22 protein-coding genes are annotated in these 19,703 nt (G+C 61.7%); 10 read left to right on the forward strand and 12 right to left on the reverse strand.

Going from position 1 to position 19,703, the window contains the following annotated elements; translation table 11 throughout:
* The first annotated feature begins 52 nt into the window (after positions 1 to 52).
* The 3 genes from ACSQ2Z_RS19335 to ACSQ2Z_RS19345 are packed head-to-tail and all read left to right on the forward strand — an operon-like array spanning position 53 to position 4,212.
* Positions 53 to 3,547: a PAS domain-containing hybrid sensor histidine kinase/response regulator gene (locus ACSQ2Z_RS19335; RefSeq protein ID WP_436082695.1), complete on the forward strand. Its 3,495-nt coding sequence runs from the start codon at positions 53 to 55 to the stop codon at positions 3,545 to 3,547.
* Between the two features lie 50 nt (positions 3,548 to 3,597).
* Complete coding sequence (locus ACSQ2Z_RS19340) at positions 3,598 to 3,849, forward strand: type II toxin-antitoxin system RelE/ParE family toxin (protein ID WP_436082696.1); 252 nt, start codon at positions 3,598 to 3,600, stop codon at positions 3,847 to 3,849.
* Positions 3,850 to 3,858: 9 nt separating this feature from the next.
* A complete protein-coding gene (locus ACSQ2Z_RS19345) occupies positions 3,859 to 4,212 on the forward strand; it encodes a helix-turn-helix domain-containing protein (RefSeq protein ID WP_436082697.1) in 354 nt (117 codons plus the stop codon).
* Between the two features lie 6 nt (positions 4,213 to 4,218).
* Here the strand turns inward: ACSQ2Z_RS19345 and ACSQ2Z_RS19350 are convergent, their stop codons facing one another.
* Entirely contained in the window at positions 4,219 to 4,866 is a 648-nt protein-coding gene (locus tag ACSQ2Z_RS19350) for a response regulator (RefSeq protein ID WP_436082698.1), read from the reverse strand.
* Positions 4,867 to 5,046: 180 nt separating this feature from the next.
* Positions 5,047 to 5,472 carry a hypothetical protein gene (locus ACSQ2Z_RS19355; protein WP_436082699.1) on the reverse strand — a complete coding sequence of 142 codons (426 nt, stop codon included), beginning with the start codon at positions 5,470 to 5,472 and terminating at the stop codon, positions 5,047 to 5,049.
* Between the two features lie 115 nt (positions 5,473 to 5,587).
* Between ACSQ2Z_RS19355 and ACSQ2Z_RS19360 the strand changes: the two genes are divergently transcribed.
* Both ACSQ2Z_RS19360 and ACSQ2Z_RS19365 read left to right on the forward strand, forming a co-directional pair.
* Positions 5,588 to 5,935, forward strand: a complete 348-nt coding sequence (locus ACSQ2Z_RS19360) for a DUF952 domain-containing protein (RefSeq protein ID WP_436082700.1) — start codon at positions 5,588 to 5,590, stop codon at positions 5,933 to 5,935.
* The gene (locus tag ACSQ2Z_RS19365; RefSeq protein ID WP_436082701.1) at positions 5,932 to 7,017 is read left to right on the forward strand and encodes a quinone-dependent dihydroorotate dehydrogenase; all 1,086 of its coding nucleotides are present in this window, start codon (positions 5,932 to 5,934) and stop codon (positions 7,015 to 7,017) included. The genes ACSQ2Z_RS19360 and ACSQ2Z_RS19365 overlap by 4 nt, the downstream gene beginning before the upstream one ends.
* Positions 7,018 to 7,045: 28 nt before the next feature.
* Here the strand turns inward: ACSQ2Z_RS19365 and ACSQ2Z_RS19370 are convergent, their stop codons facing one another.
* From ACSQ2Z_RS19370 to ACSQ2Z_RS19380, 3 genes are read right to left on the reverse strand one after another with little or no spacing between them, the layout of a single operon-like run.
* Positions 7,046 to 8,416, reverse strand: coding sequence for an MATE family efflux transporter (locus ACSQ2Z_RS19370; protein ID WP_436082702.1), 1,371 nt, complete (start codon positions 8,414 to 8,416; stop codon positions 7,046 to 7,048).
* Positions 8,417 to 8,456: 40 nt separating this feature from the next.
* A complete protein-coding gene (locus ACSQ2Z_RS19375; protein WP_436082703.1) occupies positions 8,457 to 8,960 on the reverse strand; it encodes a CAP domain-containing protein in 504 nt (167 codons plus the stop codon).
* A gap of 1 nt (position 8,961) precedes the next feature.
* Entirely contained in the window at positions 8,962 to 9,228 is a 267-nt protein-coding gene (locus ACSQ2Z_RS19380) for a DUF6460 domain-containing protein (RefSeq protein ID WP_436082704.1), read from the reverse strand.
* Positions 9,229 to 9,391: 163 nt separating this feature from the next.
* On the opposite strand from ACSQ2Z_RS19380, the gene ACSQ2Z_RS19385 reads away from it, so the two are divergent.
* Together ACSQ2Z_RS19385 and ACSQ2Z_RS19390 are read left to right on the forward strand one after the other, a co-directional pair.
* Positions 9,392 to 10,336, forward strand: coding sequence for a methyltransferase domain-containing protein (locus ACSQ2Z_RS19385; RefSeq protein WP_436082705.1), 945 nt, complete (start codon positions 9,392 to 9,394; stop codon positions 10,334 to 10,336).
* 198 nt (positions 10,337 to 10,534) lie between these two features.
* Positions 10,535 to 11,167 carry a YitT family protein gene (locus tag ACSQ2Z_RS19390; RefSeq protein ID WP_436082706.1) on the forward strand — a complete coding sequence of 211 codons (633 nt, stop codon included), beginning with the start codon at positions 10,535 to 10,537 and terminating at the stop codon, positions 11,165 to 11,167.
* 125 nt (positions 11,168 to 11,292) lie between these two features.
* Here ACSQ2Z_RS19390 and ACSQ2Z_RS19395 read toward each other — a convergent pair whose 3' ends face one another.
* Together ACSQ2Z_RS19395 and ACSQ2Z_RS19400 are read right to left on the reverse strand one after the other, a co-directional pair.
* Positions 11,293 to 11,754 carry a carboxymuconolactone decarboxylase family protein gene (locus tag ACSQ2Z_RS19395; RefSeq protein WP_436082707.1) on the reverse strand — a complete coding sequence of 154 codons (462 nt, stop codon included), beginning with the start codon at positions 11,752 to 11,754 and terminating at the stop codon, positions 11,293 to 11,295.
* Positions 11,755 to 11,776: 22 nt separating this feature from the next.
* Positions 11,777 to 12,277 (reverse strand): RrF2 family transcriptional regulator, encoded by a 501-nt coding sequence (locus ACSQ2Z_RS19400; RefSeq protein ID WP_436082708.1) that lies wholly within the window; start codon positions 12,275 to 12,277, stop codon positions 11,777 to 11,779.
* A 141-nt stretch (positions 12,278 to 12,418) separates the two neighbouring features.
* Between ACSQ2Z_RS19400 and ACSQ2Z_RS19405 the strand changes: the two genes are divergently transcribed.
* Positions 12,419 to 13,060, forward strand: coding sequence for a YitT family protein (locus tag ACSQ2Z_RS19405; RefSeq protein WP_436083130.1), 642 nt, complete (start codon positions 12,419 to 12,421; stop codon positions 13,058 to 13,060).
* Positions 13,061 to 13,092: 32 nt separating this feature from the next.
* On the opposite strand, the gene ACSQ2Z_RS19410 is transcribed toward ACSQ2Z_RS19405, so the two are convergent.
* A complete protein-coding gene (locus tag ACSQ2Z_RS19410; protein ID WP_037119950.1) occupies positions 13,093 to 13,296 on the reverse strand; it encodes a hypothetical protein in 204 nt (67 codons plus the stop codon).
* 136 nt (positions 13,297 to 13,432) lie between these two features.
* Between ACSQ2Z_RS19410 and ACSQ2Z_RS19415 the strand changes: the two genes are divergently transcribed.
* Both ACSQ2Z_RS19415 and pdeM read left to right on the forward strand, forming a co-directional pair.
* Positions 13,433 to 15,973: a ligase-associated DNA damage response DEXH box helicase gene (locus ACSQ2Z_RS19415; RefSeq protein WP_436082709.1), complete on the forward strand. Its 2,541-nt coding sequence runs from the start codon at positions 13,433 to 13,435 to the stop codon at positions 15,971 to 15,973.
* 59 nt (positions 15,974 to 16,032) lie between these two features.
* Positions 16,033 to 16,758, forward strand: a complete 726-nt coding sequence (gene pdeM / locus ACSQ2Z_RS19420) for a ligase-associated DNA damage response endonuclease PdeM (RefSeq protein ID WP_436082710.1) — start codon at positions 16,033 to 16,035, stop codon at positions 16,756 to 16,758.
* On the opposite strand, the gene ACSQ2Z_RS19425 is transcribed toward pdeM, so the two are convergent.
* From ACSQ2Z_RS19425 to ACSQ2Z_RS19440, 4 genes are all read right to left on the reverse strand, one after another.
* On the reverse strand, positions 16,755 to 17,318 hold the full coding sequence (locus tag ACSQ2Z_RS19425; RefSeq protein WP_436082711.1) for a dihydrofolate reductase family protein: 564 nt from the start codon (positions 17,316 to 17,318) through the stop codon (positions 16,755 to 16,757). The genes pdeM and ACSQ2Z_RS19425 overlap by 4 nt on opposite strands.
* A gap of 279 nt (positions 17,319 to 17,597) precedes the next feature.
* Positions 17,598 to 17,834 carry an Lrp/AsnC ligand binding domain-containing protein gene (locus ACSQ2Z_RS19430; protein ID WP_112847795.1) on the reverse strand — a complete coding sequence of 79 codons (237 nt, stop codon included), beginning with the start codon at positions 17,832 to 17,834 and terminating at the stop codon, positions 17,598 to 17,600.
* Positions 17,835 to 17,930: 96 nt separating this feature from the next.
* Positions 17,931 to 18,719, reverse strand: a complete 789-nt coding sequence (locus ACSQ2Z_RS19435) for a TIGR02186 family protein (protein ID WP_436082712.1) — start codon at positions 18,717 to 18,719, stop codon at positions 17,931 to 17,933.
* Positions 18,719 to 19,645: a sulfite exporter TauE/SafE family protein gene (locus tag ACSQ2Z_RS19440; RefSeq protein ID WP_436082713.1), complete on the reverse strand. Its 927-nt coding sequence runs from the start codon at positions 19,643 to 19,645 to the stop codon at positions 18,719 to 18,721. The genes ACSQ2Z_RS19435 and ACSQ2Z_RS19440 overlap by 1 nt, the downstream gene beginning before the upstream one ends.
* Between the last annotated feature and the right edge of the window lie 58 nt (positions 19,646 to 19,703).

Here is a 19,703-nt window from a genome sequence, read left to right on the forward strand (position 1 = left end):
ATTTTCTTCCCCTTCGTCTTGTCCTATGCTGATGTGAGGACAAGGAAGAGGCATGCTTTCGGGCTCGATCATCTTCGCGGCCGCGTTCGCCTATCTGCTGCTGCTGTTTGCAGTCGCAAGCTATGGCGATCGCAAGGCGCGCAGCGCCCCTGCCGGCAAGGGCAGGCCGCTGGTCTATGCGCTGAGCTTGGCCATTTACTGCACCTCATGGACGTATTTCGGCGGGGTCGGCCTCGCTGCCGAGCGCGGGCTCGAATTCACTGGCATCTATATCGGCCCCATCCTGATGTTCACGCTCGGCCTGCCGGTGATCCGCCGCATCATCGCGCTGGCCAAATCGGAAAGGCTCACCTCCGTCGCCGATTTCGTCGCCGCACGCTATGGCAAGAACCCAGCGGTTGCCGCCATCGTCGCGCTGATCTCGCTGATCGGAGCTATCCCCTATATCGCCCTGCAGTTGAAGGCGGTTTCCAGCTCAGTGTCGGTTATGGTCGATACCAGCGGCTATGGCATCGGCGCCGGCGAGAATTTCATCGACCTGCCCCTGCTCGTCACGCTTTTCCTCGCCTGTTTCGCCATCGTCTTCGGCACGCGCCACACCGATGCCACCGAACACCAGGATGGTCTCATCCTGGCTATCGCGATGGAATCGGTGGTCAAGCTCCTGGCGCTGGTGACGGCCGGCCTTTACGTCGTCTTCTTCCTTTTCGACGGCCCGGGCGACCTTTGGACCAAGGCGATCTCCAACAGCCAGGTGATGTCGGCGCTCGAATACCAGACGCCACTGCCGCGCTGGATCCTGCTGGTCGTGCTTTCGGCCTTCGCCATCATCATGCTGCCCCGGCAGTTCCACGTCACCGTCGTCGAGAATCGCACCGAAAAGGACCTGCGCACCGCCGGTATCCTCTTCCCGGTCTACCTGATTGCCATCAATCTCTTCGTACTGCCGATCGCCATCGCCGGCATCCTGACCTTTGCCGGCAGCGGCGAGGCAGACCTCTATCTCCTGACGCTGCCGCTCGCCGCCGATATGCCTATTCTGACGCTGATCACCTTCATCGGCGGCTTTTCGGCCGCGACCGCCATGGTCATCGTCGCCTCGGTCGCACTGTCGATCATGATTTCCAACGACATCGTCATGCCGGTCTTCCTCAGGCGCAACCTGATGGGCCGCGGCGGCTCGCAGGATGTCGCCGGCACGCTGCTCAACGTCCGGCGCACGGCGATCTTCGTGGTCCTGTTGCTAGGCTATGGCTACTATCGCTCCGCCGACATGAGTGCAGGCCTCGCCTCACTCGGCCTCCTCTCCTTCGCCGCCATATCGCAGATGGCGCCGGCGCTGTTCGGCGGCCTGCTCTGGCGCCAGGCCAATGCCCGCGGCGCGATTGCCGGGATGACACTCGGCTTCCTCGTCTGGGCCTACCTGCTCTTCCTGCCGAGCCTCGGCGGACCGGACAATTCGCATGTCGCGACAACCGTTCTCGGCTTCCTCTTCCCCTTCACCGCGATCTTTTCCGGCCCCGCCGCCGACCCGCTGGTCAACGCCTGCGCACTCAGCCTGCTCGTCAACGGGATCGCCTACGTCATCGGCTCGCTGACCCGCGCGCCAAAACCGCTCGAGCGGCTGCAGGCCGGCGTCTTCATCCGCCGCAAATCGCGCTCGGAAAAGGCGTTTCGCGGCCGCAAGACCAAGATCACCGTGCTCGACTTGAAGACCACGATCGCCCGCTATCTCGGCGAGGAGCGCATGCAGCGCTCGTTCCAAACCTATGAGCGCCAGTCCGGCCGCTGGCTGGAAGATAACCAGCACGCCGACATGGCGCTCGTCCATTTCTCCGAGCAGCTGCTCGGCAGCGCCATCGGCTCCTCCTCCGCTCGGCTCGTGCTGTCACTGGTCCTGCAGCGCATGGACGACACGTCTTCCGATACCGCCTGGCTGCTCGATCAGGCATCGGAAGCGCTGCAATACAATCAAGACATGCTGCAGACGGCGCTTTCGCAGATGGACCAGGGCATTGCCGTCTTCGACAGCTCCAACAACCTGATCATCTGGAACCGCCGCTTTCGCCAGTTGCTTGACCTGCCGGAGAGCGCCGGCCAGGTCGGCTTTCCGCTGGCCGAGATCGTCTCGATGCTGAGCAAACGCGGCGACATCCGCAAGGAGCACGAAAAAGCGCTGATCGCCAACTTCCTGACGCTCGACAAACCCTTCCTGCTCGAACTTTCCGGCGGCGAACGCATCATCGAAGTGCGCACCAATGCCATGCCGGACAAGGGCATCGTTACCACCTATACCGACATCACCCAACGCGTCGCCGCCGACATGGCTCTGAAGCAGGCGAACGAAACGTTGGAGTTGCGCGTGGCCGAGCGAACCGGTGAACTGACCCGGGTCAACAGGCAAGTAGCCGAAGCCCGTGCCGCGGCAGAGGAAGCCAATATCGGCAAGACCCGCTTCTTCGCCGCCGCCGGCCATGACATCCTGCAGCCTCTCAACGCCGCCCGGCTCTATTCCTCGTCGCTGGTCGAGCGTCTCGGCGATTCTGAAAACAGCGTGCTCGTTCAGAACATCGATTCCTCGCTGGAATCGGTCGAATCCATCCTCGGCGCCGTCCTCGATATTTCCCGGCTCGATACCGGCGCGATGAAGCCACGCCTTCAATCCGTGCCGCTCAACGACCTCCTGCGCCGAATCGAAACGGACTTCGCCCCCGTCGCCCGCGCCGCCAATCTCAGGCTCACCGTCATGCCGACATCGCTGACGGTGCGTACGGACCCGAACCTCCTGCGCCGCCTAATCCAGAACCTCGTCTCCAATGCGATCAAATACACGCCAAGGGGCAAGGTCCTGGTCGGCGTGCGCCGCGAGGGCGGCAACGCCGTCATAGAGGTCATCGATTCCGGCATCGGCATTCCGGCGTCGAAGTTCCGCACCGTCTTCAAGGAATTCGCCCGCCTCGACGAGGGCGCCAAGACGGCGTCTGGCCTTGGTCTCGGCCTGTCGATCGTGGACCGCATTTCCCGTGTCCTCAACCACGCCGTCGACCTGCAATCCAAGCCCGGCAAGGGCACACGCTTTCGCGTGACGATGCCGATCGACCGCGCCACCGGCACGATCAAGACCGCTGCCGCGGCACCGGTTGGAACCGCGCAACCGCTCCACGGCCTGCGGGTCCTGTGCATCGACAATGAGGCCCAGATCATCGAAGGCATGAAACTTCTGCTCGATGGCTGGGGCTGCACGGTTTCGACCGCGCTGTCGCTCGCAGCCTGGCAGACCGACACGGCCAACCTCACCCAGCGTCCGGACGCGATCATCGCCGACTACCACCTCGACAAGGCAACCGGCATCGCCGCAATCCAGGCGATCCGCGACCATTTCGCGATTGCCATCCCCGCCCTCCTCGTCACCGCCGATCGCTCGCCGGAAGTCCGCGCCGCCGCCGAACGCGACGGCATTGCGTTGCAAAACAAGCCGGTTCGCCCAGCCTCGATGCGAGCCTGGCTGACGCAACTCTCGGTGTCGATAAAGGCGGCGGCGGAGTAGAGAAAGCGCATAGAGAAAATTGATTTTTATTTAATAGTGAAAACGCTATATTGGTTCTCGAAGAACTTCGTGTCTCCCACGACAACAACACGTACCGGACATACTATCTTGCGAACTACGACGAGGCAGTGGTCCTTATCGATGCAGGCATGAAGAAATCGAAGAAGGACGGCGAAATTCCGGCGGAACAGGTTGCGCGACTGCTGGAGAGAAAACGCCAGGCAGATGAGTTTTATGGCGAAAATCGTGCATTGCTGCGCAAACGTTACGACATAAGACAAAAGCGAAGAGAGTTGGCATAGGCGAAGACAATGACAGACCCGGCTACTGGAACGGCAAAATTGGGAAGCGGGAATTATCTCAAGGACCGCGGATATGCCGACCCCGCGGAGATGCGGATCAAGTTTCTGCTTTCGAATGAAATTGCTCTGTCCATCGAGGACAAGGCGCTCAGCCAGAAAGCGCCTGCGGAACTGACCGGCTTGAAGCAGCCTGACATTTCCAGAATTGCAAATGGCAATGTTGGTGACTACTCGGTGTGGAGGCTTATGCGAACCCTGTCCTTGCTCGGCAAGGACATCGTCATCGACATTCACCAATCGAACCACGAGCAAGGCGACATCAACGCGAACATCGCCCCTGCAAAACAGGCGGCAGGACGTTGATCCAGATCAAGCCGCGACGGCCGAAATCTTCCCCAACTGGATCACCGCCTGCGTGCGGCTATCGACGTTGAGCTTGAGCAATATCGCCGAGACATGTGCCTTGATGGTCGCTTCGGAGACCCCGAGTTCGTAGGCGATCTGCTTGTTGAGCAACCCTTCGGCCAGCATGCCAAGGACGCGCGATTGCTGCGGCGTCAGTGTCTGCAGCCGATGCAGGAGATCCGCCACTTCCGGCTCATGCTCCATGCCGCGCTGGAAGCCCGGCGGCGTGAAGATGTCGCCGGCCAAGACCGTTTCGATGCCCTGGCGGATTTCCTCGACGCCGGCGGATTTAGAGAGGAAGCCGGAGGCGCCGAGCTCCAGCGCCCGCTGGATCGTCGCCGGATCGTCCTGAGCCGAGACGATCATCACCGGCAGGCTTTGGAATTCGGCGCGAAGAGCGATCAGGCCCGACAGTCCGCTGACCCCCGGCATGGTAAGATCGAGCAGCATCAGGTCGGCGGAGACATTGTCGATTGCCGCCTGACGTGCAGCTGTGAAATCGCCTGCTTCGACGATGGTCGGACTACCGGTCATGCCGGTCAGCGCCTGGCGCATGGCGCCGCGAAAAAGCGGGTGGTCATCCGCAATGATGATGGTCAAATCTGACGTCATGACGCTCCCTCCCAAGAGCCGGCGCATTACGGCGCCGCGCGTCTCCTCAGACGCGCAAAGGTCGCCGTCACCCTTTGAATCATTGCTAATTTTACCTTAAATCGATTTCGATTTAAGGAATTATGCAATAGGCGAAGCCTCCCATTCACCGCTGCGCCGCATGGAACGTCCGGGATCCGGTCAGGTCTTTTGGGGCACGCTCTCCGTCCCATCGGACTCGCGTTCCAGATCCTTCACAATTCCCATGAAACTGCGCATCATTCTTTCCATGATGCTCATTGTCTGGTCAATCTCTTCCTTCGTCGGAAGCCGTGGTTTCAGCGCAGCTTGCCCCTCGCCGACCGTTTTTTCCAGCGCTTCGATGCGCTTTGTCAGCAGATCGAGCTCAACCTCGAAGGCGGTGCGCTCATCGGCGGCCATCCGGCAGACCATTTCGCCTTTGCCCTCCTGGCAGAGCGACACCTCACCCGTCTGGGTATCCAGCCGCGCAATACCGCTTTCGGTCTTCTGCATGGCGTAGCGCCCCGGCACCGGCTCCTCGGCAAAGGCCGCGATGGCTGCAAGGAATCCGCCAAGGGCCAAGACCGGTATCAGCATCCTGTTCATCGCAACCTCCAATATCCGCCGAAAATCCGGGATCGCACCCGCTTGCCGGTGGACTTTCGCAGAAGATTGCGGCAATCCCGCAAAACACTTCGTCCAAAGTCCAGGAAACGGCGGCATGACCGACATTATCTACAAAATCGTCCCGGCAACTCTATGGCAGGATGCGCTCAACGCTGGCGAATTCAAGGGCGCCTCGATCGATCTGACGGACGGCTACATCCATTTGTCGACGGCCGAGCAGGCACAGGGAACGGCCGCCCGCTATTTTGCCGGACAGGAAGGGCTTCTGCTTGTTGCCATCCATGCCGAAAAGGTCGGCGACAAGCTGGTCTACGAGGCCTCTCCCAGCGGTACGCTGTTTCCGCATCTCTACGCGCCGCTGTCCCTCGATGCGGTCCTTTGGGCAAAACCGCTGCCGCTCGGTGCCGACGGCGACCATGTCTTTCCGGAGCTTGACCGATGATCAATGCCATTCAGTCGCTCGCCCGCCGCGGCCTCTTCCTGCTCGATCCGGAAGCCGCCCACGGCCTTTCCGTCAAGGCGCTGAAAACCGGCCTCGTGCCCGCCTGCACCGCCCCCGCCGATCCGCGGCTCGCGCAGATCGTCGCCGGCCTCACCTTCACCAATCCGCTCGGCATGGCGGCCGGCTACGACAAGAATGCCGAGGTGCCGGAGGCGCTGCTCAGGCTCGGTTTCGGCTTCACCGAGATCGGCACCGTCACGCCGAAGCCGCAGGCCGGCAACGACAAGCCGCGCATCTTCCGTCTGGTCGAGGACGATGCCGTCATCAATCGTCTCGGCTTCAACAATGAAGGCCATCAGGCCGCGCTGACCCGGCTTCGTGGGTGCTCGCGCGACGCGATAATCGGTGTCAATATCGGCGCCAATAAAGACAGCGCCGACCGCATCGCCGATTACGTCACCGGCATTCGCACCTTTTACGGCGTCGCCCGCTATTTCACCGCTAATATCTCCTCTCCCAACACGCCAGGCCTACGCGACCTGCAGGCGCGCGAAAGCCTAGCGACGCTCCTGTCGGCCGTGCTCGCCGCTCGCGACGAGGAAGCCGCAAAGACGGGAATGCGGGTGCCGGTCTTCCTCAAGATCGCACCGGACCTTACCGAAGAAGGCATGGACGATATCGCCGCCGAAGCCCTGTCGCACGATCTCGACGGGCTGATCGTCTCAAATACGACGCTGTCGCGCGACGGCCTCAAGGACCAGCGCCAGGCCAAGGAAAGCGGCGGACTATCCGGCAAGCCGCTGTTTGAAAAATCGACGATCGTGCTTGCCAAGATGCGCCAGCGTGTCGGACCCGACATGCCCATCATCGGCGTTGGCGGCGTCTCATCTGCGGAAACGGCAGCGGAAAAAATCCGCGCCGGCGCCAATCTCGTCCAGCTCTATTCCTGCATGATCTATGAAGGCCCATCGCTGCCAGGCAGGATCGTCCGCGGCCTGTCACAACTCTGCGACCGCGAAAAGCTCTCGTCGATCGCTGACATCCGCAGCAGCCGCGTGGACTATTGGGCCACCAGGGCATGATGCCGAAAAGTGTGAAGCGGTTTTCGGGTCACATCACACCCTTATAGAATGTCTGAGCCGAACGGCGTGGCACCAGCGCCATCAGGAAAAGGCCGCGAAACACCAGGAACAGGTTGAGCGACGCCCAGAGCCCGTGATTGCCGAAGGTCGGCACCAAGAAACAGAGGGCGGCAATATAGCCGGCGAAGGCGGCAAGCATCATGTTGCGCATGTCGCGCGACCAGGTGGCGCCGATGAAGACGCCGTCCATCAGAAAGGCCAGCGCCCCTGCCAGTGCTGTGATCGCCGCCCAGGGCATATAGACATAGGCTTCCGCCCGCACATCTTCTGCCGTCGTCAACAGATCGACCAGCCTGTCGCCGAAAATCAAAAAGGCGATGGTGGTAAAACCGGCCAGAACGAGAGACCAGATCGCGGTCATCCTCAAGGCCCGATCGAAGGCCGGCCGGAAGCGTGCGCCGATCGCCCGGCCCGTCAGTTGTTCAGCCGCGTTGGCGAGCCCGTCGAGATAATAGCCCGCGACGAGGAAGATCGTCATTAGCACCGCGTTGGCGGCAAGTGTCACCGGCCCGAGAGAGGAGCCGATACGTGTCATCAGCGTGAAGGCGCCAAGAAGGACGAAGGAGCGGATCATGATATCGCGGTTGAGGCCGAACAGTGGCTTCAGGCGATCGTGGGCGATGATCGATGCCCAGCTCGGCGAAACCGTGCGGTCGAAGCGGCCATAGACGACTGCGAATCCGACGATCGCGCCGACCACCTCGCCCGTCACCGTCGCCAGCGCAACCCCCGTTACGCCCCAGCCGAGGTAAAGCCCGAGGACAATGCACAAGACGATGTTGATGCCGTTGATCAGCGTCTGCAGCACAAGTCCCGTTGTCCCCTGCCCGCGCCCGAGCACGTAGCCGAGGATGGTGTAGTTGGCGAGCGCGGCGGGACCGGAAAGAATGCGACAGAGGAAATAGGCGCGCGTCACCGCCGCCACCTCCGGCCCCGGCGCCATCAGCCATAGTCCGAGGGCCAGCAGCAACGGCGATAAAAGGATGATGGCGGTTCCGCAGACCACTGCGATGATCAGGGAGCGCCAGAAAACGGCCTGCTCTTCCGTCTTATCGCCGCGCCCGAAAGCCTGGGCGACAAGGCCGGTTGTGGCCGAGCGCAGGAAATTGAAGGTGCTGAACAAAAGATCGAAGAGGATGGCGCCGATCGCAAGACCGGCAAGCAGCGTTGCCTGCCCCATATGTCCGACGACGGCCGTATCGACCAGCCCGAGCAGCGGCGTCGTCAGGAAGCCCAGTGTCATCGGCACGGCGATCGACAGGATCAGCCGGTTGGTGACAAGAAAGGGACCTCCCCCTTGGGTGTTTTCGCCGATATCGGCCGTATGCGCTGCCGTCATGCTTCGTCCTCAAGAGCCAGCCGCGAATCCAGGAATCAAATCAGGCGGTCGAAAGCACCATGGCCCAATAGGGCCGGTTTCCGGAAGCCGGATTTCGCATGACTGCGACGCCGAGGCCGCCATAGTTCGCGCCTAGCATATTCTCCAGATGCTTGGGCGAATGGTACCAGGCGGCATAGACGTTTTCGGCGCTGTCCTGGCCCATGGCAATGTTTTCTGCCGCCGGCAGGGCGACGCCCTCGCCCTTCATACGCTCGAGAAAACTGTCGCCCATGCCGATCAGATGCGCCATCTTGCCGGACCTGGCCATGCGGGCCGCCTGCGACAATGCCGCCTGCGCCGCCGCCGCGTCGCGCACCAGCGGCTTGACGCCGTTCTGTTTTCTGAGGTCGTTGACATAACCGAGCGTCGCTTCCGTCTGATCGCTGCCGTTGCCGCTCGGGGTCACCCTGGGCGTGCCGCAACTGGCAAGAAAGCCGAGTGAAAGAAGCGCTCCAGACCGCAGAAGAGCGCGCCGGGGGGCGAGGAAGTCCTGATCGTGCATGTTACCGCCGGTAGTTGAGAATACGCAGGATGATGAAGACAGGAATGACTATGGCCGCACCAAGCAGCAGATAGTCTCCGATGCGGCCGAGCGCCGCGAAGCCGGAATGCCAGAGGTCGAGAACGAAGTCGCGGGCCGTGTAGAGAATGCCATAGGGCGTCCAGCCGAACACCGCCATGACGAAACCGACGATGATTGACACCACCAACAGCTTGACGATCACCCGGCCGGGCGTATCGCCCAGAAATCTGTTCACTCCATCGGCCATGGCCCATGATTCTCCTGTTTTGCCTGACATAAGCCGCCACGGCGCCGCTCGCAAGCCGCGAAGATTGGCGAGACCCCTTGCCGTCCCAATCGCCGCTTGCCATTTCTACCCTCACACGCAACAACCGGTCAAAGCCCAAGGGCACAATCGAGGCGCAGAAACCATGAACCTCAACCAGCTTTCCTCCGGCGACCTGATTGCCGACCGCCGCGCCGAATATGCGCACATGCTTGCCGACAGTGGCGATCACGCCGGCGCCACCGACCTGATGTCCCAGGCACTGGAGCTTGTTCCCGACTGGGCGGCCGGCTGGTTCCGTCTCGCCGACTATCAGGAGAAATCCGGCCGCAAAGAGGCGGCAATCGCAGCCCTGAGGAAAGTTCTCGAGCTCAACCCCGAGGATATTTTCGGCGCCGGCCTGAAACTCGCTCTCCTCGGCGGCGCCGAGATACCGGAGCAGCCTTCCAGCCTCTATCTGGCGCAGCTCTTCGACGACTACGCCGACCGCTTCGACAAGGCGCTGGTCGAGAAGCTCGATTATTCCGTTCCTGCAAAACTCGCCGCCTTGATTGCGATCGATGCGGGCAACGATCGCTTCGCCCATGTGATTGATCTTGGCTGCGGCACCGGCTTGTTCGGCGAGCGCATCCGCGACAAGGCGGATCATCTCGAAGGCTTCGATATCTCGACCAACATGCTTGCCAAGGCCGAAGACAAAGGCATCTACGACCGGCTTGCGCAGGCCGACCTTTCCCTGCCGCCCGAACGTTCCGGCCTGTTTGCCAAGGGCAAGGTCGCCGAAAACCGTGCCGACCTCGTCACCGCTGCCGATGTGCTGATGTATCTCGGCAATCTCGACAGCGTCTTCATCATCGCGTCGAAGCTGCTTGCCGGTGGCGGCCTGTTTGCCTTTTCCGTCGAGGACGGCGGAGAGGACCGCGATTTCGTTTTACGCGAATCCCTGCGCTACGCGCATTCGGAAAGCTACATCCGGCAGCTCTGCAAGCGCTTTGGGCTCGACATACTCGAAATCCTTAAGACCACGATTCGCAATGATGGCGGAAAACCCGTCTCCGGCATTCTTTTCCTTACGAAAAAACCAGCCTGAGCGAACTTTTCTTGCGAAATTAAAATAGGTCAGCATTGCTTACATATTTTGCTTGATCGAACGGCGCGAATTCCGATAATTGCTGCATTGCACACAAGCGTTGCTGTCGATCATCACCGCCGCGCACCTGCACCTTCATTCATAGATTTCACCCGTTCGGGCCAGCCCGGATGCGTAGCGGCCTTCGGAGATCGAGCCATGAGCCTTATCAATGCACTTGGTTTCTGGAACACCAGTGCAACGCGCCACACGCCGATCGAGGATGTGCAGGGCATCTTTTCCGGCAGCCTCGTCGCAGCACTCGGTCTCTACGTGCTTGCCAGCGCCGGTCTTCTGACGGGCAGCACCGCCGGTGTCGCCTTCCTCCTGCATTATACGCTGGGCGTCAATTTCGGTCTCGCCTTCTTCCTGCTCAACCTGCCGTTCTTCTACCTGTCGTGGAAGCGGCTCGGCATGGCCTTCACGCTGAAGACGTTCATCGCCATTGGCATCACCTCGCTGCTGACCAATGTCCAGGGCCAGGTGTTGCAGATCGCCAGCATCCACCCGGCCTGGGCAGCCCTTCTCGGCGGCCTGCTGCTCGGTTACGGCGTGCTGGCGCTCTACCGCCATCGCGCCAGCCTCGGCGGCGTCGGCATTCTCGGCATCTACATGCAGGAGCGTTTCGGCATCCGTGCCGGTCTCGTCCAGCTTGCCATCGATCTCTGCGTGCTGGCCGCCGCCTTCTTCGTCACCGCGCCGCCGGTCGTCTTCTATTCAGTGCTCGGCGCCGTGGTGCTCAATCTGTTTTTGACCATCAATCACCGTGCCGACCGCTATATCGCGCTTTAAAGACTGCCCCTCATCCGCCCTGTCGGGCACCTTCTCCCCGTAAACGGGGAGAAGGGACAAGCGGCAGCCTCCGTCATCCCCTCTCCCCGCTTGCGGGGAGAGGGCTAGGGTGAGGGGCTTTTCCCTCAAGCAGCCTTTGCCGGCTTGTCGATCGGATGCTGCGAGCGGAAGCCGACAGCGATCCGGTTCCAAACATTGATGGCGCCGATGGCGACGGTGATCTTGGCGATCTCTTCGCTCGAGAAATGCGCCTTCAGCGTCTCGTAGGCGTCATCGGGAGCGCCTGTCTGGGCAATGTTGGTCACCGCATCGACCCAGCCGAGCAGAGCCCGCTCGCGGGCATCGTAAACCGGCGATTCCCGCCAGACGCACATTAGGTTGATCCACTGTTCGCTCAGACCATCATGACGCGATTCCCTGACGTGCATGTCGACGCAGTAAGCGCAGCCGTTGATCTGCGACGCGCGCAGCTTGATCAGGTGGATGAAGCGGCGCTCCAGCCCGGAGTTCTGGACGAAATTTTCAAGCGCGAGCACGGCCTTGAAGGCTTCCGGCGAGGCTTTGGTCATATCGAGACGAGTCTGCATCGGTCTTCTCCTTTGTGATGGCTCAGCGAGCCGTTTTGCGTTCATGGATTTCAAGGAAGGCGCAGCCCCTGGCTGCGATCCCGCCATCATCGACCTCGACCAAAGCGCGCCCGAGTTCGGCAATCGTGGTCTTTGCCAGCTCCGCCCTGTAGACCTGCTCGGCCTTCAGCATGGCGGCGGAGATGCCGCAGGGCTTGGCGAAATACCGGCTCGGCAACGGGTTCGGCCCGCGCTGGCGGATTTCGCTGCAGCGGAAGGCCGGCACCGGCCCTTCAACGGCAAGCACGATGTCGAGCAGCGTGATGTCGGCCGGCTTCCTTGCCAGCCGGTAGCCACCTTTCGGCCCCGGCATCGTATCGAGAATGCCGGCGCCTGAGAGCGCCTGCAGATGCTTCAAGAGATAGCTGGTCGAGACACCATGAAACTCGGCGATCGCTGCAGCCGAGAGCACCCCGCCCTGCGAAAGGCCCGACAGCATCGCAACACTGTGAATGGCCTGCTCGACACCCTCACCCAGTTTCACCGGTCTCTCCCTTTCAAATCATGGATATTTTTTATCCATGATAGTCGCACGTGTCAACCGCCAAAATCCGCCCCCCGCGCTTGCCTTTGGCAAAGCGGAGGATAGAAGGGAATTTCCAAGAGCAAGGGGCAGACAAAAATGATGGCAACACCGGCAAAATCGGTCTTTGCGACGCTGATGGCTTCGAGCGCCGAACGGCACTCGATTGCCGATGATGTGCAGGGCGTTGTCTCCGGCAGCATGCTTGCGGTGCTCGGCATCACGCTCCTGTCCAGCGCCGGGCTGTTGACGGGCGGCGTGCCGGGCATCGCCTTTCTCATCCATTACGCAACGGGCTTCAGCTTCGGCGCCAGCTTCTTTGCTGCAAACCTGCCCTTTTACTATCTCGCCTTCCGCCGCATGGGCCTTGCCTTCATGCTGAAGACCTTCGCCGCCGTCGCCATCACCGCAACCCTGTCGGAAGTCCTGCCGCGGGCGCTTGGCCTCACCCACGTCGATCCGCTCATCGGGGCGCTGTTCGGCGGCCTTGTCATCGGCGCAGGCCTGCTGGCGCTCTTCCGCCACCGCGCCAGCCTTGGCGGCATCGGCATTCTGGCGCTCTATCTCCAGGACCGCTTCGGCTGGCGCGCCGGCTTCGTCCAGCTCGGCTTCGACTGCACCATCGTCGCCTGCTCGTTTTTTCTCGCCAGCCCCTACATCATCATCTGCTCGATCGCCGGCGCATTGGTGATGAACATCACGCTGGCGGTAAACCATCGCAAGGATCGCTATATCGCGATGTAAGGGGCACGCCCGACCTTCCGTCGTTCAAGGCGTCATTGCAAACCATCATGCTTTTTCAGCTGATCGATGGCGTTCAAGGCATCATAAGGAGACCACCCCGCATCGACGGCGGCTTCCACCAACTTGGTTTCCACTTCCTGCTCGAGCTTCTGATAGAGTGGCTCGAGTGCCTCCTGCACGGTCAGGATATGCTCGTCGGGCGGAATGACGGTTTCACCAGGTGCTGACAACGGCATGCCCCTCTCCTTTCTGGTTTTTTGCAAGAATAGTACCAATGCGGAGAGAGCGGAAGTGTTCTCTCATCGCGGCATGGTCATTCGCCCCGCAAACCGCACTCTTCAAATCCACGCTATTTGATCTACATTCACCCGCGTGAACCAGATCGATTCCGCCGCGCGTGCAGTAACCTCGCTGCTCCTCCCTCCGCCCTTCCTGCGCTGGTTCGCGGACAAGGGGTGGCAGCCGCGCGCGCATCAGTTGGAGCTCCTCTCCCGCGTTGAGGGCGGCGAAAGCATGCTGCTGATCGCGCCGACCGGGGCAGGCAAGACGCTCGCCGGGTTTCTCCCGTCGCTGGTATCGCTGACGGGGCGCGGAAAAATTCCGCCGGGCTCGACCTTCACCGGCATCCACACGCTCTACATCTCGCCCTTGAAGGCGCTCGCGGTCGATATCGAGCGCAATCTGATGAAGCCGGTCGGCGAGATGGGGCTGCCGGTGCGCATCGAAAACCGCACCGGCGACACGCCGCAAGCCAAGCGCCAGCGCCAGAAGCTCAATCCGCCGGATATTCTCCTGACGACACCGGAGCAGGTGGCGCTTCTGCTTGCCAATGGCGAGGCCGAGCGCTTCTTCAAGGATCTGAAATATGTCGTGCTTGACGAGTTGCATTCGCTCGTCACCTCCAAGCGCGGCCATCTCCTGTCGCTCGGGCTTGCGCGTCTCAGGAAGCTTGCGCCCGGGCTGCAGGCGATCGGCCTCTCCGCCACCGTCGCCGAGCCGATGGACCTGCAGCGCTGGCTCAGCCCCCAGAAAGCGGGCGAAAACAATCATGCCGGGGTGATCACGGTGACCGGCGGCGCGCGGCCGGACATCTCAATCCTCTCCACCGAAGAGCATGTCCCCTGGGCCGGCCATTCCGCAGCCTATGCGATCGGCGATATCTACCGGGCGATCGGCGGACAGAAGACCACTTTGCTCTTCGTCAACACCCGCAGCCAGGCCGAACGGGTGTTCCAGGAGCTCTGGACGATCAATGACGACAATCTCCCGATCGCCCTTCATCACGGCTCGCTCGACGTCGCCCAGCGGCGCAAGGTCGAGGCGGCGATGTCGGAAAACCGGCTGCGCGCCGTCGTCGCCACCTCGACGCTCGATCTCGGCATCGACTGGGGCGATGTCGACATGGTCATCCATGTTGGCGCGCCGAAGGGCGCCTCACGCCTGGCCCAGCGCATCGGCCGCGCCAACCACCGCATGGACGAGCCGAGCCGCGCCATCCTGGTGCCGGCCAACCGGTTCGAGGTGATGGAGTGCCAGGCCGCCCTCGACGCCAACTATATCGGCGCGCAGGACACGCCGCCTGTCGGCAAGGGTGCGCTCGACGTGCTTGCCCAGCATGTGCTTGGCATGGCCTGCGCCGCCCCGTTCGATCCATTGGCGCTCTACACGGAAATCACCAGCGCCTCGCCTTATGCCGATCTCACCTGGGAGACCTTCGAGCGCATCGTCGATTTCGTCGCGACCGGCGGCTATGCGCTCAGGAGCTACGAGCGTTACGCCAAGATCCGCAAAACCAAGGAAGGCCTCTGGCGCGTCTCCAACCCGCTGATCGCCCAGCAATACCGCCTGAACGTCGGCACCATCATCGAATCGCCGATGCTCAACGTGCGCATGGTCAAGCGCAATGCCCGCGGCGCGCTCGGGCGCGGCGGCATGCCGCTCGGCAAGGTCGAGGAGTATTTCCTCGAAATGCTGTCGCCGGGCGATACCTTCCTGTTTTCCGGCAAGGTACTGCGCTTCGAAGGCATCCGCGAAAACGAATGCCTGGTGTCTCAAGGGTATACGCTCGATCCCAAGGTGCCTTCCTATGCCGGCGGCAAGTTTCCGCTGTCCACCTACCTCGCCCAGCAGGTGCGCAAGATGCTGGCCGATCCCGCTCGTCATGCGAGCCTGCCGGACCAGGTGCGCGACTGGCTGTCGCTGCAGAAGGACTTCTCGATGCTGCCGAAGGAGGACGAACTGCTGATCGAGACCTTTCCGCGCGGCAGCCGGCATTACATGGTGATCTACGCCTTCGAGGGGCGGCTCGCCCACCAGACGCTCGGCATGCTTCTGACACGGCGGCTCGACCGCGCCGGGCTGAAGCCGCTCGGCTTCGTCGCGACCGACTATTCGCTGGCCGTCTGGGGCCTGGAGGATCTCGGCGCGGCCTTTAGGGGACATCGCCCCTCGCTGGCCGACCTGTTCGACGAGGACATGCTGGGCGACGACCTGGAGGCCTGGCTGAACGAGAGCTTCCTCCTGAAGCGCACCTTCCGCAACTGCGCGATCATCGCCGGACTGATAGACCAGCGCCATCCGGGCAAGGAAAAGAGCGGGCGGCAGGTGACGGTGTCGGCCGACCTCATTTATGACGTCTTGCGCGGCCATGAGCCCGACCACATCCTGCTCGAAGCCACCCGCAACGATGCCTCGACCGGACTTTTGGAAATCGAGCGGCTTGGCGATATGCTGTCGCGAATCAAGGGCCACATCACCCATCGCCCGCTGACGCAGATTTCGCCGCTGGCCGTGCCGGTCATGCTCGAGATCGGCAGGGAAGCGGTCGGCGGCGAAGCGCAGGATTTCCTGCTTGCCGAAGCCGCCGACGAATTGTTTGGCGAGGTGGTGGCCACAGTGCCGCGCGTCAGTTGACGCGCAAAAGGTCACTGCAGACCCTAGAAAGTCATTGAACAGAAGACAAAGCCGGAACCATGCATCGCATAGCCCACGCCATCGCCGCCCTGCCGGACAATCCGGCGCTATCTGCCCGCACCGTGATCAACGGCGTGGCGGCCGTCTGCGATCCGCTCGGCGGCCTCTACCTGCCCGATCTCGACATTCTCGTCGTTTCCGACCTGCATCTGGAAAAGGGCTCGGCATTTGCCCGGCGCGGCATGCTTTTACCGCCCTATGACACGCTGGCGACGCTGCGCATTCTCGACGCCATCATCTGCCGCCACAATCCGAAGATGGTGATCAGCCTCGGCGATAATTTCCACGACCGCGTCGGCTCGGCCCTGATGCCGGAGCTTTTCCGCCAGATGATCGAGACGATGGCCCGCGGCCGCGAATGGATCTGGATCAATGGCAATCACGATCCAGACGGCACCGTCAGTCTGCCCGGCTCATCCGCCGACGAACTTCACTACGCCGGCCTGATCTTCCGCCACGAACCGGCGAAGGACGCCGCCGCCGGCGAGATTGCCGGACACCTCCACCCGGCAGCGACCGTCACCCGGCGGGAAAAGAGGGTCCGCCGCGCCTGTTTCGCCACCGATGGCAGGCGCCTGATCATGCCCGCCTTCGGCGTCACCACCGGCGGCCTTGACCTTCGCCACAAGGCTATGCACGGCCTCTTCGACCGCCAGAGCCTCGTCGCCCATATGCTCGGCCGGGACCGTATCTATTCGGTGAGATACAGCAACCTCCTCGGTTAGGCCGCAGACTTCTCCGTCTCGTACCGCAGAATAACGCCACCGGACTGCAGCGGCCTGGATTCAAGCAGCTTGAGCGGCTTGCGTTCGCCCGCGGGCTTGAAGAGCGGCGTTCCCTGCCCGAGCAGAACCGGCACGATGCAGACCATGATCTCGTCGATCACCTCATCCGCCAAAAGCGAGGCGACCAGTTCGGCACTGCCGAAGATGTAGATGTTCTTGTCCGAAGCCTGCTTCAGACGCTTGAGTTCGGCGGTGACGTCGGTGGCGACGCGGCTGTTGTTCCAGTCCGCCTCCTTCAACGTGCGGGACGCAACGATCTTCGGCAGCGCGTTCATAAAGGTCTTGATCTCGGTCTCGTCCTCCGTTGCCGTCCAATAGGCCTTCATGCCCTCATAGGTCACGCGGCCGAAAACCAGCGCCTCGGCATTCGCGCCGAGCTCCTTGCTCAGCGCTTCCAGCTCCGGCCCCCAGACCAGCATGTGGAAATCCAGGTCCCACTTTTTTGCGCCTTCGAAATAACCGTCGAGCGACATCAGATTCCAGACGACAACCTTACCCATCTCGCTTCCTTCTCCGATAACCGATTTCGTTTCGCAACTGGTTTACGGTAAGAAATCCGATTTCAAAATGCAAACGGTTTTTCTGGCGGCAAATCGCGCAGAGCGCATATGCGTTTTGAGCGCTTCAAAGCGGGTGCCAAAACGTTTGGAAACATGGAAATTTTGCGCCGGATTCACATGTCCGGCGAGCTCTCGCGCGACCGCATGCAACGGTTCAGATCACTCCGAAGACGTGCATGCCGAGAAGACATCCGGCGGCGGCCGGACCGCGCAGGCCTGCTAGAACGCGTTGAACGTCAGCGTCGTCAGCGAGCGGTTGATGCCCGGAACCGTCGCGATGTTGTCGTTGATGAACTTGCCGATGTCCTCGCCTTCCTCGACATAGACCTTGATCAGCAGGTCGTAATCGCCGCTGGTCGAATACATTTCCGAAACGATTTCCTTCTTATAGATCACGTCGGCGACCTCGTAGGTCTTGCCGGGCGCGCATTGCAACTGGACGAAAATCGGCTTCATCGGACAATCCTTTCGTTGGCCTTTCACCGGCCTGCTGGCGGCCTTTCGATGCTTCTCGACCGCAATAGCCTGTTTTTCCGCTGCGGCAAACCCGTATCAGTCCCGGCGGAAGACGATGCTTGCCAGCCAGCCGGTGACGACGGCGAGAAGCACGGCGGTAATGCCGTAGAAGAGCGGCTTTTCATGCGCGGCACGGGTGATTGCCTGTTCGAGACCGGTCTTGACGACCCGCAGCGGCAGCGCCTTGGCGGCAACGAAAACACCATCGCGGAAGAGGTAGGCGCGCACGATGTGAACACCGTTCGGCACGTCGGCGGGCAGCCGCACCGAGGCCTTGAACAGGCTGGAACTGATGAACTGCACGCCGCCCGGGTCGCGCTGGTAGACGCCCGTCGTTTCCTTCAGGCGCCGGAAGGCGTCGCGGAATTCGGTGAGATTGCTGCCGTCGCCGATATAGCCGATCGGCGTCAGCGGCATGTGCGCGACACCAATGCCCATATTGTTCATGTCGCCGGGCGGCGCGATCGTCTCGATGTCGCGCGTACTCGACAGCGAATAGGATTCCGGCACCAGCTCGAAGGTCATCGAATTGGTGTTGATCCAGATGCCGAAGATACGCTCCTTCTTGCGCACCGTGGTGTTTTCCTTCGGTCCTTCGAGAGCAACGACGATGTTGTATTTGCCCTGAGCCAGAAGGTTGGTATTGAAGCCGTCAATGGCGCCGAAAATCGTCAGATCAGCGCCGCGGAAGTCCGAGGTGATGGAAATCTCGTCGGTCGAGATGCCGATGTCGAGCTTCTCGGTAAAGTCCATCGGCTCTGCATGCACAGCGAGCGGGGCAACGAAGCCGAGACAGAGCAGCAGAAGGCGCGCGACGATCCGCATCAGAAGCCGAGCCCCGCGGAAACGACCGAATAAATTTCCTTCGGCGGGATGACGAGTTCGATGGCAAGACGGATGCCGACGGCCAGGACCAGGAGCGCCAACAGCGCCCTGAGCTGCTCGCCGCGCAGCCTCTGGCCGACGCGCACGCCATATTGCGCCCCGATCACCCCGGCGATCATCAGCACGAAGGCGAGCACGATATCGACCGTGTAGTTGGCCGTCGCCTGGACGATCACCGTATAGGCGGAAACGAAGACGATCTGGAACAGCGAGGTGCCGACGACGACACTGGTCGGGATGCGCAGCAGATAGATCATCGCCGGCACCATGATGAATCCGCCGCCGACCCCCATGACCGAGGTCAGGACGCCGATGCAGAAGCCGAGCGTGGCGACCGGGATGACGCTGAGATAGATCTTCGATTTCTTGAACCGCATCTTCAGCGGCAGTCCGTGGATCCAGTTGTGTTGCCCTGGCTTGCGCAGCGTCACCGTCTCGTTTTTCGCAGCACGGCGCAAGGCGATGATGCTTTCCCACAGCATCAGCGCGCCGACCGTGCCGAGCAAGATCACGTAGGCGAGCGAAATGACCAGATCGAGCTGACCCATGCGCCGCAGAAGCGCGAAAAGCCAGATGCCGAGCGTGGCGCCGGCCAGGCCACCGCCCAGCAGCACCGTTCCGAGCTTGATGTCGATGGTGCCGCGACGGAAATGGGTGATGGCGCCGGAAATCGAGGAGGCAACGACCTGGTTTGCGCCCGTGGCGACTGCGACGACGGGCGGGATATTGTAGAAGATCAGGAGCGGCGTGATCAGGAAGCCACCGCCAACGCCGAACATGCCGGACAAGAAGCCGACGGCCGCGCCCATGCCGAGAATGATCAGAATGTTCACCGACAACTCTGCAATGGGCAGATACACCGTCACGGCCAGACCTCTAAATACGCCAATAGCCCGCAAGGCGGGTGGAAAACATCAAAGTGGC

It is taken from the genome of Pararhizobium sp. LjRoot235 (genome assembly GCF_964254145.1).
GTDB lineage: Bacteria > Pseudomonadota > Alphaproteobacteria > Rhizobiales > Rhizobiaceae > Pararhizobium.

Bases quoted from the DNA above. Each gene is read 5' to 3' on its own strand.
- ACSQ2Z_RS19335 (WP_436082695.1), top strand. From the start codon at position 53: ATGCTTTCGGGCTCGATCATCTTCGCGGCCGCGTTCGCCTATCTGCTG.
- ACSQ2Z_RS19345 (WP_436082697.1), top strand. From the start codon at position 3,859: ATGACAGACCCGGCTACTGGAACGGCAAAATTGGGAAGCGGGAATTAT.
- ACSQ2Z_RS19350 (WP_436082698.1), bottom strand. From the start codon at position 4,866: ATGACGTCAGATTTGACCATCATCATTGCGGATGACCACCCGCTTTTT.
- ACSQ2Z_RS19355 (WP_436082699.1), bottom strand. From the start codon at position 5,472: ATGAACAGGATGCTGATACCGGTCTTGGCCCTTGGCGGATTCCTTGCA.
- ACSQ2Z_RS19360 (WP_436082700.1), top strand. From the start codon at position 5,588: ATGACCGACATTATCTACAAAATCGTCCCGGCAACTCTATGGCAGGAT.
- ACSQ2Z_RS19365 (WP_436082701.1), top strand. From the start codon at position 5,932: ATGATCAATGCCATTCAGTCGCTCGCCCGCCGCGGCCTCTTCCTGCTC.
- ACSQ2Z_RS19370 (WP_436082702.1), bottom strand. From the start codon at position 8,416: ATGACGGCAGCGCATACGGCCGATATCGGCGAAAACACCCAAGGGGGA.
- ACSQ2Z_RS19375 (WP_436082703.1), bottom strand. From the start codon at position 8,960: ATGCACGATCAGGACTTCCTCGCCCCCCGGCGCGCTCTTCTGCGGTCT.
- ACSQ2Z_RS19380 (WP_436082704.1), bottom strand. From the start codon at position 9,228: ATGGCCGATGGAGTGAACAGATTTCTGGGCGATACGCCCGGCCGGGTG.
- ACSQ2Z_RS19385 (WP_436082705.1), top strand. From the start codon at position 9,392: ATGAACCTCAACCAGCTTTCCTCCGGCGACCTGATTGCCGACCGCCGC.
- ACSQ2Z_RS19390 (WP_436082706.1), top strand. From the start codon at position 10,535: ATGAGCCTTATCAATGCACTTGGTTTCTGGAACACCAGTGCAACGCGC.
- ACSQ2Z_RS19395 (WP_436082707.1), bottom strand. From the start codon at position 11,754: ATGCAGACTCGTCTCGATATGACCAAAGCCTCGCCGGAAGCCTTCAAG.
- ACSQ2Z_RS19405 (WP_436083130.1), top strand. From the start codon at position 12,419: ATGGCAACACCGGCAAAATCGGTCTTTGCGACGCTGATGGCTTCGAGC.
- ACSQ2Z_RS19410 (WP_037119950.1), bottom strand. From the start codon at position 13,296: ATGCCGTTGTCAGCACCTGGTGAAACCGTCATTCCGCCCGACGAGCAT.
- pdeM (WP_436082710.1), top strand. From the start codon at position 16,033: ATGCATCGCATAGCCCACGCCATCGCCGCCCTGCCGGACAATCCGGCG.
- ACSQ2Z_RS19425 (WP_436082711.1), bottom strand. From the start codon at position 17,318: ATGGGTAAGGTTGTCGTCTGGAATCTGATGTCGCTCGACGGTTATTTC.
- ACSQ2Z_RS19430 (WP_112847795.1), bottom strand. From the start codon at position 17,834: ATGAAGCCGATTTTCGTCCAGTTGCAATGCGCGCCCGGCAAGACCTAC.
- ACSQ2Z_RS19435 (WP_436082712.1), bottom strand. From the start codon at position 18,719: ATGCGGATCGTCGCGCGCCTTCTGCTGCTCTGTCTCGGCTTCGTTGCC.